The organism is Aquabacterium sp. A7-Y (assembly GCF_026153205.1).
Taxonomy (GTDB): Bacteria; Pseudomonadota; Gammaproteobacteria; order Burkholderiales; family Burkholderiaceae_C; genus Caldimonas.
Window position 1 is genome coordinate 202914 of record NZ_JAPFBW010000009.1, and the last position, 13244, is coordinate 216157.

The 13244-nt window shown below is 68.1% G+C and carries 9 protein-coding genes, 2 tRNA genes and 1 pseudogene; 3 read left to right on the forward strand and 9 right to left on the reverse strand.

Features of this window, described 5'->3' with window-relative positions; all coding sequences use genetic code 11:
• Positions 1–3: 3 nt before the first annotated feature.
• The gene (gene acnA, locus OOT46_RS10670) at positions 4–2754 is read left to right on the forward strand and encodes an aconitate hydratase AcnA (protein ID WP_265403574.1); all 2751 of its coding nucleotides are present in this window, start codon (positions 4–6) and stop codon (positions 2752–2754) included.
• Between the two features lie 86 nt (positions 2755–2840).
• Here acnA and OOT46_RS10675 read toward each other — a convergent pair whose 3' ends face one another.
• Together OOT46_RS10675 and OOT46_RS10680 are read right to left on the reverse strand one after the other, a co-directional pair.
• Entirely contained in the window at positions 2841–3191 is a 351-nt protein-coding gene (locus OOT46_RS10675) for an ArsC family reductase (protein ID WP_265403575.1), read from the reverse strand.
• 16 nt (positions 3192–3207) lie between these two features.
• Positions 3208–3723 (reverse strand): hypothetical protein, encoded by a 516-nt coding sequence (locus OOT46_RS10680; protein ID WP_265403576.1) that lies wholly within the window; start codon positions 3721–3723, stop codon positions 3208–3210.
• 287 nt (positions 3724–4010) lie between these two features.
• On the opposite strand from OOT46_RS10680, the gene OOT46_RS10685 reads away from it, so the two are divergent.
• On the forward strand, positions 4011–6599 hold the full coding sequence (locus OOT46_RS10685; RefSeq protein WP_265403577.1) for a PEP-CTERM sorting domain-containing protein: 2589 nt from the start codon (positions 4011–4013) through the stop codon (positions 6597–6599).
• Between the two features lie 106 nt (positions 6600–6705).
• On the forward strand, positions 6706–9306 hold the full coding sequence (locus OOT46_RS10690) for a hypothetical protein (RefSeq protein WP_265403578.1): 2601 nt from the start codon (positions 6706–6708) through the stop codon (positions 9304–9306).
• 28 nt (positions 9307–9334) lie between these two features.
• Here the strand turns inward: OOT46_RS10690 and OOT46_RS10695 are convergent.
• The 7 genes and pseudogenes from OOT46_RS10695 to OOT46_RS10725 all read right to left on the reverse strand — a co-directional run.
• A tRNA-Lys gene (locus OOT46_RS10695) sits at positions 9335–9410 on the reverse strand.
• Positions 9411–9461: 51 nt separating this feature from the next.
• Positions 9462–9537, reverse strand: a tRNA-Lys gene (locus tag OOT46_RS10700).
• A 38-nt stretch (positions 9538–9575) separates the two neighbouring features.
• Positions 9576–10370: a tRNA threonylcarbamoyladenosine dehydratase gene (locus tag OOT46_RS10705; protein WP_265403591.1), complete on the reverse strand. Its 795-nt coding sequence runs from the start codon at positions 10368–10370 to the stop codon at positions 9576–9578.
• 17 nt (positions 10371–10387) lie between these two features.
• Positions 10388–11503, reverse strand: a complete 1116-nt coding sequence (locus OOT46_RS10710) for a YeeE/YedE family protein (protein ID WP_265403579.1) — start codon at positions 11501–11503, stop codon at positions 10388–10390.
• Between the two features lie 48 nt (positions 11504–11551).
• A complete protein-coding gene (gene ybgF / locus OOT46_RS10715; RefSeq protein ID WP_265403580.1) occupies positions 11552–12340 on the reverse strand; it encodes a tol-pal system protein YbgF in 789 nt (262 codons plus the stop codon).
• A 13-nt stretch (positions 12341–12353) separates the two neighbouring features.
• Positions 12354–12881 carry a peptidoglycan-associated lipoprotein Pal gene (pal, locus tag OOT46_RS10720; protein ID WP_265403581.1) on the reverse strand — a complete coding sequence of 176 codons (528 nt, stop codon included), beginning with the start codon at positions 12879–12881 and terminating at the stop codon, positions 12354–12356.
• Between the two features lie 157 nt (positions 12882–13038).
• Positions 13039–13244: pseudogene (locus tag OOT46_RS10725) on the reverse strand (Tol-Pal system protein TolB); the annotation flags it as partial.

Below are 13244 nucleotides of genomic sequence, written 5' to 3' on the forward strand. Positions count from 1 at the left end.
CCCATGGCCAAAGCCACCCTCGCGCCCCGCCAGAAGGACGCCAAAGCGCCCGTGCATGCCTTCGCCAAGACCCAGAAGACCTTTGCAACGGCTTCCGGCCGCACCGGCAAGTTCTTCTCGCTGCCCGAGCTTGCCAAGCAGTTCCCCAATGTCGCCAGGCTGCCGGTGTCGATCCGCATCGTGCTCGAGAGCGTGCTGCGCAACTGTGACGGCAAGAAGGTGACCACCGAGCATGTCGAGCAGCTGGCGAACTGGCAGGCCACCGCCGAGCGCACCGACGAGATCCCCTTCGTCGTCGCCCGGGTGGTGCTGCAGGACTTCACCGGCGTGCCGCTGCTGGCCGACCTCGCGGCGATGCGCTCGGTCGCGCAGGACATGGGCAAGAACCCGAAGACCATCGAGCCCCTGGTGCCGGTGGACCTGGTGGTCGACCACTCGGTGATGATCGACCACTACGGCAGCAAGAAGGCCCTGGACCTCAACATGCGCCTCGAGTTCCAGCGCAACCAGGAGCGCTACGAGTTCATGAAGTGGGGCATGCAGGCCTTTGACACCTTCGGCGTGGTGCCGCCGGGCTTCGGCATCGTGCACCAGGTGAACCTGGAATACCTGGCGCGCGGCGTGCACCAGCGCGCCGATGGCGTGTTTTATCCCGACACCCTGGTCGGCACCGACAGCCACACCACCATGATCAACGGCATCGGTGTGGTCGCCTGGGGTGTCGGCGGCATCGAGGCGGAGGCCGGCATGCTGGGCCAGCCGGTTTACTTCCTGACGCCCGACGTGGTCGGCTTCGAGCTGAGCGGCCAGCTGCGCGAAGGCGTCACCGCGACCGACCTGGTGCTGACCGTCACCGAGATCCTGCGCAAGGAGAAAGTGGTGGGCAAGTTTGTCGAGTTTTTCGGCGAGGGCACCGCCTCGCTGGCCGTGCCCGACCGTGCCACCATCGGCAACATGGCGCCCGAGTACGGCGCGACCATGGGCTTCTTCCCGGTCGACGAGAAGACCATCGACTACTTCCGGGGCACCGGTCGCAGCAAGCAGGAGATCGAGGCCTTCGAGGCCTATTTCCGGGCCCAGGGCCTGTTCGGCGTGCCGCAGGCCGGCCAGATCAACTACACCAAGGTCGTGAAGCTGGACCTGGGCACGGTGACGCCCAGCCTGGCCGGCCCCAAGCGGCCGCAGGACCGCATCGAGATCGGCAGGCTCTCCAGCACCTTCAGCGAGCTGTTCAGCAAGCCGACCTCGGAAAACGGCTTCAACCAGCCGCCCGAGAAGCTGGAACAGGTCTTCCCGACCAGCAACGGCCTGGACATCCGCAACGGCGACGTGCTGATCGCGGCCATCACCTCCTGCACCAACACCTCCAACCCGGGCGTGCTGCTGGCCGCGGGCCTGCTGGCGAAAAAGGCCGTGGAGGCGGGCCTGAAGGTCAAGCCGCACATCAAGACCTCGCTGGCCCCGGGCTCGCGTATCGTCACCGAATACCTTGAGAAGGCGGGCCTGCTGCCCTACCTCGAAAAGCTCGGCTTCAGCGTCGCCGCCTACGGCTGCACCACCTGCATCGGCAATGCCGGCGACCTGGCGCCCGAGCTCAACGAGGTGATCTGGCGCAACGACCTGGTCTGCGCGGCGGTGCTGTCGGGCAACCGCAACTTCGAGGCGCGCATCCACCCGAACATCAAGGCCAACTTCCTGGCCTCGCCGCCGCTGGTGGTGGCCTATGCGATCGCCGGCAACGTGCGCCGCGACCTGATGACCGAGCCGGTCGGCAAGGGCAAGGGCGGCCGCGACATCTACCTGGGCGACATCTGGCCGACCAGCGACGAGGTCCATGCACTGATGAAGTACGCGATGAACGCCAAGGCGTTCAAGGAGAACTACGCCAAGGTGAGCAGCGAGCCGGGCAAACTGTGGACCCAGATCGAGGGCGTGGCCGGCCAGGTCTACAACTGGCCCAAGTCCACCTACATCGCCGAGCCGCCCTTCTTCGAAGGGTTCGCGATGGAGCCGACCTTCACCGACGCCGGCGTGCGCGGTGCTCGTGCGATGGCCTTGTTCGGCGACTCCATCACGACCGACCACATCTCGCCGGCCGGCTCCATCAAGGAGGACTCGCCGGCCGGCCGCTGGCTGAAGGAAAACGGTGTCATCAAGGCCGACTTCAACAGCTACGGCTCGCGGCGCGGCAACCACGAGGTAATGATGCGCGGCACCTTCGCCAATGTGCGCATCAAGAACCTGATGATCCCGGCGCGCGAGGACGGCTCGCGCGAGGAAGGCGGCCTGACCCTGTTCCAGCCCGGCGGCGAGAAGATGTTCATCTACGACGCCGCGATGAAATACATCGAGCAGGGCACGCCCACCATCATCTTCGGCGGCGAGGAGTACGGCACCGGTTCCTCGCGCGACTGGGCCGCCAAGGGCACCCAGCTGCTGGGCATCAAGGCAGTCGTGGCGCGCAGCTTCGAACGCATCCACCGCTCCAACCTGGTCGGCATGGGCGTGCTGCCGCTGCAGTTCCTCGGGAACGACTCCTGGGAGTCGCTGGGCATCCGCGGCGACGAGGAGTTCGACGTGCTGGTCGGCGAGGATATCCGCCCGCAGCAGGAGGCCACGCTGGTGATCCGCCGCACCGGCGGCGAGGAGCAGCGCGTGACCCTGAAGTTGCGCATCGATACGCCGATCGAGGTCGACTACTACAAGCACGGCGGCATCCTGCCCTTCGTGCTGCGCCAGTTGCTGGCGGCCTGAGCCCGGCTCGCCGTACCGGTCCAAGCGCAAGGCCGCGTCCCCGAGGGGCACGGCCTTTTTTCATGGCTCGGGAAGGAGGCCCGGCGTCAGCCCGCTGCCAGCTCCGCGTACGCCTGCGGGTCGAAGCCGACCAGTACACAGCCGCCAGACTCCAGCACCGGGCGCTTGATCACGCTGGCCTGCGCCCTCATCAGCTCGCGCGCGCTCGCCTCGTCGGTGACGGCCGCCTGCTGCGCAAGGTCCAGCTTGCGCCAGGTGGTGCCCTGGCGGTTCACCAGAGTCTGCCAGCCCTTCGCCGCCAGCCAACGGTCCAGGCCGTCCTCGGGAACACCCTGCTTCTTGAAGTCATGGAAGGTATAGGCCAGGCCGTGCTCGTCGAGCCAGCGGCGCGCTTTCTTCACGGTGTCGCAATTCGGGATGCCGTAGAGAGTGATCATTGGGCGGTGAAGGAGATCAGAAAGGGACGACGCGATCGTCCGGATCGCACATCGGGTCGACGTTGTAATTGGTGGAGGTCACCTGCTGTGAGGTGCGGTCCAGGCTGACCTGGAACCACTGGCAGAAGACGGCATCGTAGCGGTAAGACCAGACCAGCTCGTTGCGGCGGGGAATCTCCATCACGTTCGACGGACGGCCCAGGCGGTAGAGCACGTCCTGCCGGCCGATGCCCACAGGCAGCGCGTTGAAGGTCTTCTCGTCGAGCACTTGCTGCCAGCCGGTCACTCGGCCCTGGCTGTCGAGGTCGACCATGTAGGTGTGCTTGCCAAACGGCCCGCGCGCAAACTCCAGGCGCCGCGTGCCTTGTGGTCCGGCATGCTCGCCGGTAGGCGGCCCCATGCGCGCGATGACCTCGGAGGCCGGGGTGCCGGCCGCGAGCTGGCCGGGCGAGTAGGCCGTGGCGCAGCCGGCGAGGAGAGCCGCTGCGCCTGCCGCCGCTACAAGGCGCCGGGAAAAAACGGTGGATTGCATGGTCTCTCCTTCTGCAACCGGCGCTCCCGCCTGCCACCACGGGGTGGGGCGGCGAGCCTGCCAGGGAAGGAAGCATTTTGCCTGCGGCGGGCAAGGGCCGAGGCGTATCGGCGCTGTGCTGAAGACGTGCAGTGTCATGCTGCCGAGCGAGGGGCAAGTCGTGCCGGCTGAGGATCGCCCCCGACCTTGGGGGGCGCAAGCCTGCCTTCTGGCGCCTAACTTGACAGTCAGGCGCCCGACTTTCGGCGCATCGGCTTCGCATCAAGTCCTGATCGAGGAGATGGCGCATGGCTGAGCTTGCTTCATGTCCTTCCCTAACGCCCCGGCACCCTCGGTTCTCGTTACCCAGCCCGGCCCCTGGCAGGCGCGCCCCGCTCCTCGCCCTGGTCACCGCGATACAGCTCTCCTGTCACGCCGGCCCGGCGCTCTCGCTCGAGACCCTGTGGACGGGGCAGGCCGGGGCGGCCCAGCCCTTCTGGGATCTGGCGTCCAACTGGTCCGCCGGCCTGCCGGCGAGCGCCGACACCGACGTGCAGCTCGCCAGCAGCGACACGACATTGCGCAGCGGCTCCTTCGTGGCGAGGAGCGTGCGGGGCACAGGCGCGTTGAGCATGAAGGGAGGACAGTTGGACCTGCATGCAGGCGCATCGAGCCTGGGCCGTCTCGAGTTGTCGGGCGGCCGCATCGTGGGCCACCAGGCAGCGCTGCGGGTCGGCAGCTTGCGGTGGACGGCCGGGCAGGTCGGCGTCGCGTCCAGTCCCGAGGACAGCGGGATGAACTTCACCGTGGAAGGGCCGGCGGTGCTGCAGGGCGCGAGCTTGTCGTTCGGCGGCGCGGTGCTGCGGCTGGAGGGCCTCACCTCCTGGAAGGACGGCGCCTCCACCCTTGCGCTTGCACATCTCGCCACCGGTCCGCGCGGCGTCTTCCATGACGACGCCCGCACGGCGGACCACCGGATGGGCGCGAGCATCCTCGAAGGTCGCTACGTCAAGACGGGCGCGGCAACCACCACAGTCGGCAGCGGCTACGACGCTTTCGAGAACCGCGGGCTTCTCGAGGTGCTGGGGGGAACGTGGGAGCAACACAACTTCCCGAATGGAACCTGGAGCAACACCGGCAGGATTCGCGTCCAGGATGCCGAGATGAAGGTGTCGACCTTCCGCTCGCCGATCGGCCAGCACGGCATCGTTGACGTCCTGTCCAACGCAAAGATCACGCTGCGTCATGACCGGGCCTGGCTGGGCAGCACCGGCCTCTGGAATATCGCGGAGGGCGGCACCGTCGAGGTGAGCAACGACGACCCTTATGAAGGGGAGGCGCTGTTCTTACGCGGCGCAGTGAACAACGCCGGCACCCTCCGTTTCTCCCAGGGACGCGCGCGGGTCTCGAAAGAGGTGGAGTGGCACGGACCCGGCACCATCGAAGCCGCGCGGGGAGCACGCCTGACGATAGAAGGCGACCTCGACGTCGGCGGCCTCAGGATCGGTGAGCCGGACAACCGCGGCGAATCACCACCGTATTACAACGCCGTGTACAGCCGGGTGGAGCTCCACGGCCGTGCGACGCTGGATCGCCTGGAGTGGGGGGAAGCCTGGCTGGACACCAGCGGGCCCCTGACCGTTCGAGGCCAGGCCGAACTGTACGACCGGCTCGAGTACTGGGCCGGCCCCATGAGGCCGCCAGTCAAGGAGATCAAGACCGCCTTCAGCTTTCTGGGGCCCACCCGCTGGGACGGCAATGCGGATCTGCAAGGCAGCGGCAGCATCCACATCGGCTCCGGTGGACGCTTCGAGGACCACAACTCGCGCGGCACCCGTGATGCGGGAGACCGTCCGGCGCGTCCGACCCGCGTGGCGGTGGCCAGTGTCCTGAACGAGGGAAGCTACCTGAAGACCGGGGCGGGGCAGACGACGGTGGTCTCCTCCTTCGTCAACCGGGGCAGCGTGCGCTCGGTGGCGGCCGGGACACTGACCTTCGCCGGCCGGCTCGACAACACGGGGACGATGGAGGCCGACCGGTCCCGGGTCGTGATCTGGGGTCCGCTGGCGCAATACCGGGAGGGTGAGCTGAGGGCGGGTCGCTACATCGCTCGCAACGGCAGCCTGGTCTTCAATCTTGGCGATGCCGCATACGGGTTCGGGCCGGCCCTGATCCAGCAGAACCGCGCCACCATCGTCCTCGATGGACCGGAGGCGCGCTTCGTCACGGTCTGGCGCGGCGTCGAGCAGAACGCACTGAGCAGTTGGGTGGGCAACGAAGGACAGCTGTCCCTGCTGGGCGGCGCGACGCTGCAGACGCTGTCCCTCACCAACTACGGCCGGCTCGAGATCGGCGCCGGCAGCGTGCTGCAAGCCGACATGTTCTGGCAGGCGATGACCCAGGAACCGACGCCAGAGGCGGCCACTTGGCTCGCCGGCATCCTGGACGTGCGGGAGGTCCATTTCGAGCACGGCAGACTGAGTGCCGGCCTCGAGGGGCAAGTCGGCGATGCCAGCCTGCTCGGGGAGTCGGTGTCGCTCGCCGGAAGCCGGCTGCTGCTGGACGTGGCGGCGGCCGAGGTCTATGACCGTCTTCGCATCTCGGGCAGCGTGGAGCTGAATGGCACCCTCCGGGCTGAATTCGTCGACGCCGCGGCAGCGCCAGGCAGCTATCGCTTCCTCACCGCGGGCGGCGGCGTCAGCGGGACCTTCTCGTCCCTTGCCAGCAATCTGGATCCCGCGCTCTACCACCTGTCGGCCCGCTACGGCACGCATCACGTGGATCTGGTGGTGTCGAGCGTCCCCGAGCCGGGCAGCTGGATGTTGACTGGCATCGGCGCGGCAGCCCTGGCAGGCAGAGCGCGCCGACGCCGGGCCGCGCAGGCAGAGCCGGCGTGAGCATCGCAGCCTAGCGTGGCCGTCCACCGACCCGGTGGCGGCCTTTCAATGCCGTTCACCAACACTCGCTCGTGCGCTTCGAGCGTGTCCCTTGATGGAGATGTCGATGATGGCAAGAAGCACCGCTCGTTCGTGGGGCTGCACCGCTGTGGCCGCCGCCCTGCAGCTCGTGTTGGCGGCCGCGCCGGCGATGGCCGCAGACACCCGCTGGATCGGGGGCGCCGGCCCTGACGCGCCCTTCTGGGACCTCGCTGCCAACTGGTCCGCCGGCTGGCCGGCAGCAGCGGACACCGACGTGCTGCTGGGCGCCAGCAACACGACCTTGCGTCGCGGCTCCTTCCTCGCTCGGCAGCTCGAAGGCACAGGCGCATTGCAGATGTCGGGTGCAGCCTTGGACCTGCGCGGACCTTCGAGTGTCGGCGGCCTCGAGTTGAGCAGCGGGCGCTTGGCAGGGCACAGCGCCTCATTGAGTGTCGGCCGTCTGCAATGGACCGGTGGGGTCCTCGGCTACGCCGGGCAATGGTCGGACCAGCCCTTTGAGGTGCGAGTGCAGGGTCCGGCGGTGCTGGCCGGACGCACGTTGCAGGTCGAGTACGGCACCCGCCTGCATCTGGACGGGGCGACGCTGTGGCAGGACGGCGCCTCCGCGCTGGAGCCGGCCTCCATCTTCTCGGTCGGGACAGGGGCCGTCTTCCACGACGACGCCAACTCCGCAGACCACGTTCTGGGTCGCTCGGGCCTGGACCTCATGACCGTGGAGGGGCGCTATGTCAAAACGGGGGCTGCAACGACCAGCGTGGGTCACACCCGTCGCTTCGAGAACCTGGGCACGCTCGAGGTGCTGGGCGGCCACTGGCGGTCCGTGGGGCTGGTCGATGCCTCATGGCGCAATCAGGGCCTGCTGCGCGTCGAGAACGCCCGGGCCGAGGTCTCTGTCGAATCGGCTTCCTTCTTGCAGGAAGGCCGGGTGGAGGCACTTCGCGGCGGCACGCTGGCCGTGCGACACGAGCGCGGCCGGCTGCTCAGCACGGGAGCCTGGCATATCGCCGAAGGGGGCCGGGTGGAGATACGCTCGGCCCAGAAATACGGGGAGACCTTCGAAGCGCGTTTCTCCACCGGCCTGATCGACAACGCCGGCACCCTGCGTTTCTCGGAGGGGGAGGCGCGCTTGCAGAAGGACGTCGAACTCCGCGGGCCGGGCACCCTGGAGCTCGCGCGAGGGGCCCAGCTGAAGGTGGAAGGGGACCTGCGCATCGCTCGTCTCAGGATCGGGGAATCGCGGCCATCCGATGAGGGCGCCGCTGGGGTATCCCGGTTCAGCAGCTTGGTCGTCCAAGGCCAGGTCGTGCTGGACCGTCTTGAATGGGGTGTGGGTCGCCTCGAGCTGAGCGGCCCGCTCACTGTCAAAGGCCAAGCCGTCCTGTCCGGCGACGATCCGCGCTCCTGGACCTACTACGACGAGCCGCCGCCACACAAGGAAATCCGGACCGCCGCGGCCTTCCTGGGCGGCGTGATCTGGGACGGGAGCGCCGATGTCTTCGGCAGCGGCAGCATCCGGGTGGCGGCGGGCACCCGTTTCGAGGATCGCAATGCTCGCGGGACGCGCGATGTAGAGAGCTTGCCGTTGCGCCCCCGCCCCACCCGGGTGGCCGTCAGCAGCTTCCGCAACGAAGGCACCTATGTGAAGACCGGCGCCGGACAGACGGTGGTCGAGTCCGCCTTCGAGAACCTGGGGGTGGTCAAGCTGGTGAAGGCCGCCCCTTTGACCTTCGCCGGCGCGCTGGACAACCGAGGGGTGCTGGAGGTCGATCGGTCGCGCCTGATGATCTGGGGGCCCTTGGCGCAGTGGAAAGAAGGCGGGCTCGCCGCCGGGGACTATGTCGTGCGCAACGGCACGCTGGCCCTGAACCTGGGCAGTGTGCCGGACGGCACCCGTCCCACCGCCATTGCCACCAACAAGGGCCGCATCGTTCTCGACGGCCCGCAGGCGCGCATCGCGACGTTCTGGCAAGGCAGTGACCACAACGCCTTGGGTGAAAGCCTCTTGAATGCCGGCGAACTGGCCCTCTTGAACGGCGCCTCGCTGCAGAGCGGCTGGATGCAGAACATCGGCCGGCTCCAGGTGGACGAAGGCAGCGTGCTGAAGACGGATGGCTACACGCAACGCGGCGATCCAGGGTCCGAAGCGCGTCCCGCCACCTGGTTGGCCGGCACGCTGGACCCCTGGAGTGCGGACATCTTCGAGGGCGATTTCAGCGCCGGGGCCGAGGGGCAGGTCGGCGAAGCGACGCTGCTCGGCCGCCTGAGCTTCGGCAGCAGCCGGCTGCTGCTCGACGTGGACAGCAGCGCCGTCTTCGACCATGTCCGCGTCGCCGGCATCGCGACCCTCGACGGCCTGTTGTGGGCGGATTTCGACACCCCGGCTCTGGCGCCCGGCGTCTACCGCTTCCTGACCGCCGACGGAGGCGTCTACGGCCAGTTCGCCACCCTGGGCAGCAATCTCGACACGTCGCACTTCCAGCTTGCCGTGAACTACGGCCCGAATTACGTGGAACTGGTGGTGTCGACCGCCCCGGAGCCCGGAAGCTGGGCCTTGTCGGCGGGGGGACTGGTCATGTTGTGCGGGTGCTTGCGACGCCGGCGCATGCAGTGGGCGAGCGTGCTACCGTGCTCCGGACTGCACCTGAAAGAAAACCCCGGAGCCTGACGGCTACCGGGGTTCTTTTCGAGATATCTGGTGGGCCCTGAGTGACTCGAACACTCGACCTACGGATTAAGAGTCCGCTGCTCTACCAACTGAGCTAAGAGCCCGAAACCTGTTCGCTGAATTTTGCGAGGACCGAAGTGTCTCACAAAATCTGGTGGTGGGTTGTGCAGGATTCGAACCTGCGACCAACGGATTAAAAGTCCGCTGCTCTACCGACTGAGCTAACAACCCGCGAAGCCTTAGATTATAGACAGGGTTTTACGATGCGATCAAGAGGTGTGAGCGGACTTGCGCGAAGTTTTCGCAAGCCGGCGGATCACCTCGCCGGCAGCCACCAGCCCGAAGGTCGCCGTGACGCTGACCACGGAGCCGTACCCGTGGCAGTTGAGGCTGCCATCCACGTCGCAGCTCTCGGGCGGCCGCGTCACCGACTCGCGCGAGAACACGCAGCTCACGCCGATCTCGCCACGGCGCGGCGCGCCGTGCTCGCGCCGCAGGCGCTGGCGCATCGAGGCGAGCAAGGGGTCGTGTGTGGTCAGCGCGAGGTCGGCCAGCTCGACGTCCTGCGCGCGCTGCTTGCCGCCGGCTGCGCCTATGGCCACCAAGGACGTGCCGGTCGCGAGCGACCAGGCGGCCAGGGTGCTCTTGGCACGCACCTGATCGCAGCAGTCGATCACCGCATCCACCGGCCCGCCCAGCAGCGCGGGCCAGTTGTCTGGCTCGACGAACTCCTCGACCGGATGCACCCGGCAGCCCGGATGGATCAGCGCGATGCGCTCCTGCAGCGCCAGCACCTTGGCCTGGCCCAGCGTGGTCTCCAGCGCATGCACCTGCCGGTTGACGTTGGAAAGCGCCACATGGTCGAGGTCGAACAGCCAGAGCTCGGCCACACCGCTGCGCGCCAGCGCCTCGGCCGCCCAGGAGCCGACGCCGCCCACTCCCACCACCGCGACCCGTCCCGCGCGGATGCGCTGGTAACCCTCGGTGCCGTAGAGCCGGCGCAGGCCGCCGAAGCGGCGCTCACCGCCGTCGCCGTCATCGTTGTCGGTGACCGCAGCCGCCATGATGGCCGTCGTATCGTTCATACCCCACGCTCCATGAGCCACAGCTGCAGTTTCAGCGCGGCGACGGCCCCGGCCAGGATCGCTGCGAAGGCAATGAAGCTGCCCAGTGCCAGGGTCGAAAGGCCCGAGACGCCCTGCCCTACGGTGCAGCCCATCGCCGTGACGCCGCCCACCCCCATCAGCACCCCGCCGATCAGGTGACGCGCGGTGTCCGGCGCGTCGCGGAAGCCCTCCCAGCGGAAGCTGCGGGTGGCCAGCGCATGCAGCGCGGCGCCTGCCACGACCCCCAGTACCGAGACGATGCCCAGGGTCAGCACGCGGCTGCGGTCGCTGAAGAGGATCAGCCAGTCGAGTGTGTAGGCCACCGGCGCGACGAAGCTCAGCGCTTCCATGCGCTGAGAGTGGGTCGCGACAAAGGCCTCCTGCAGCGTGTTCGGATCCTCGGCCACATAACCCAGGCGGCCCGAGACCCACCAGACACCGACCACCACGAGGCCGATGCCGATACCGCCCAGCAGCCGCTCGGCGCTGCGCCCTTCCGACCGGGCCAGGGCCCAGGCGATACAGGTGCCGCCGATGCCCAGGCCCAGCCCCCACGACCACAGCGTGCGCGGACCGGCCGAGAGATGGCTGAGCAGGCTCGGCAGGTCCTGGCCGGCCGGCAGGGTCAGCGCCGCCTGGTCCACCGTGTGAACGCGCAGCACGCCCGTCACGCCGCGCAGCGTCGCGTAGGCCGCCAGCCCGAGCACCAGGAAGACCACCAGCGACTTGAGATTGCCGCCGCCGATGCAGACCAGCGTCTTGCTGCCGCAACCCGAGGCCAGCACCATGCCGATCCCGAACAGGAAGCCGCCGACCAGCGCCGACAGCCAGATCAGGCGGGGCCCGCCGTAGAGGCTCTTGGAGGCCTCCACCCACCCCAGCCCTGCCATCGCGTTGAAGCCGACGATGGCCACGCCGATCGCCAGCACCCACATGCGCATGCGACCCCAATCTCCCATCGCGACGATGTCGGCGACGGCACCCATGGTGCAGAAGCGGCTGCGGTGCGCGATCACGCCGAAAGCGACCGACAAAAAGAAAGCAGCCCAGAGAACCTGGGCTGCGATGGCTGGAAGATCGGCGTCTTGCATGGGACCGATTTTAGAAGCGCCCCGACGCCGCGGCAGCTGCAGGGTCAGTTACCGCAGCGCCGCCCGCCTTTCCTTGGCCTCGGCCGCGGCTTCGCTCTGCGGGTGGGCCTTGATCAGCTCGTCCAGCGTGCGGCGCGCGCCCGTCCGGTCCTTGAGCTCGATCTGGCACATCGCGATCGACAGCAGCGCCTCGGGCGCCCGCAGGTGCTGGGGCGAGGCCGTGACCAGGCTGCGGAAGGCCGTCATGGCCTCGCGGTAGTCGCGCTTGCCGTAGAGCGCGTTGCCCATCCAGTAGAGCACCGCCTCGTTGTAGCCGCTGCCGGGGTAGCGGCGCTGGAAGGCGGCAAAAGCATCGGCCGCAGCCGGGAAGTCGCCCTTGCGGAACAGCTCCAGGGCCGCTTCGTAGTCGCGCTTTTCGTCGGGCCGGACCTGGATGTCCTTGCCGTCCACCACCGCACGCTGCGGCTCGAACTGGCGCATGCGCTCGTCCAAGCCTGCCTTCAGGTCGGTCTGGCCGCGCTGCAGCTCGGCCAGCGTGCGGGCCAGCTGCTCGTTCTCGCCGCGCAGCCGGGCCAGCTCGGAGCGGGTCTGCTCCAGCTGGTTGTTCAAATCGAGCAGGCTGCGGCGCAGCTGCTCGATCTGCTCGGTGTTGCGCGTCTGCTCGCCGCGGCGCTGCTCGGTGGCCTGGTCGAGGCGCTGGCGCAGCTCGAGGATGGCCCGGCGCGCCTCGTCGTCGCTGAAGATCGCATGCGCGGACAGCGGCGCCGCGCAGGCCAGCGCCAGCAGCGTAGCCTGCGCCACACTGCCCAGGCGGCCCGAGATAATGCGGGATCTCATCGCCTCGGGGCGCTCAGCGCACGTTCAGCTCGGCGCGGCGGTTCTTGGCCCAGGCTTCTTCGTCCGTGCCCAGCGCGACGGGACGCTCCTCGCCATAGCTCACCGCCTCCATCTGGGCTTCCTTGACGCCCAGCAGCGCCAGCGACTTGCGCACCGCCTCGGCGCGCTTCTGGCCCAGCGCCAGGTTGTACTCCCGGCCGCCGCGCTCGTCGGCGTGGCCCTCGATGGTCAGGCGACGCTGACCGCCGTTCAGCAGCTTGGCATAGGAGGACATGGTCTGGCCGTACTCGTCCTTGACGACATAGCTGTCGAAGTCGAAGTAGACGACGCGGTCCAGCTTGCCGGCGGCGCCCTGCTGGTTGTCCTGACCCTGCAGCTCAACCTGCTTGACAGCCGACTCCGCAGCACCGCCCTGCCCCACCAGATTGCCGGTGCGGCTTTCGACCGGGGTCTCGTCCAGCTTCACGCTGGATCCGCAGCCCGCGAGAACCGCGGACAGGCATGCGGTTGCCAGCGCGGAGGACACAGTGCGAAGTTTCATGGAATAGCTCCTATCAAGAACGAAACGCGTGATCCGGGACCACGCTTGGGGTGAAGGCCCACCCACAAAAGACGGGCAGGCAGGGAAACAGTGACCGCCCAGCGGCACGGTGCGTGATTGTGAGGCCGACACAACGAATCCGCACAGCCCCGGCCTCTCAGCGCGAGAACGGCCCCCAGACCGGCTCGCGCACATCCCCGCGGTTGGACAGCAGGGTCGCTTTGATCTTGCCATCAAGCGTGGAGGTCATCAACACGTCGCGCCCCTGGGCCCGGGTGGCGAAAAGCACCAGGCGGCTGTTCGGCGCGAAGCTCGGGCTTTCGTCGTCGCGGGTGTCGGAGATGGTCGTCACGGTGCCGGAGG

Excerpts from the sequence above, each read along its gene's own strand:
- OOT46_RS10675 (WP_265403575.1), bottom strand. The coding sequence starts at position 3,191 with ATGATCACTCTCTACGGCATCCCGAATTGCGACACCGTGAAGAAAGCG.
- ybgF (WP_265403580.1), bottom strand. The coding sequence starts at position 12,340 with ATGAGATCCCGCATTATCTCGGGCCGCCTGGGCAGTGTGGCGCAGGCT.
- acnA (WP_265403574.1), top strand. The coding sequence starts at position 4 with ATGGCCAAAGCCACCCTCGCGCCCCGCCAGAAGGACGCCAAAGCGCCC.
- OOT46_RS10685 (WP_265403577.1), top strand. The coding sequence starts at position 4,011 with ATGGCTGAGCTTGCTTCATGTCCTTCCCTAACGCCCCGGCACCCTCGG.
- OOT46_RS10705 (WP_265403591.1), bottom strand. The coding sequence starts at position 10,370 with ATGGCGGCTGCGGTCACCGACAACGATGACGGCGACGGCGGTGAGCGC.
- OOT46_RS10710 (WP_265403579.1), bottom strand. The coding sequence starts at position 11,503 with ATGCAAGACGCCGATCTTCCAGCCATCGCAGCCCAGGTTCTCTGGGCT.
- OOT46_RS10680 (WP_265403576.1), bottom strand. The coding sequence starts at position 3,723 with ATGCAATCCACCGTTTTTTCCCGGCGCCTTGTAGCGGCGGCAGGCGCA.
- pal (WP_265403581.1), bottom strand. The coding sequence starts at position 12,881 with ATGAAACTTCGCACTGTGTCCTCCGCGCTGGCAACCGCATGCCTGTCC.
- OOT46_RS10690 (WP_265403578.1), top strand. The coding sequence starts at position 6,706 with ATGATGGCAAGAAGCACCGCTCGTTCGTGGGGCTGCACCGCTGTGGCC.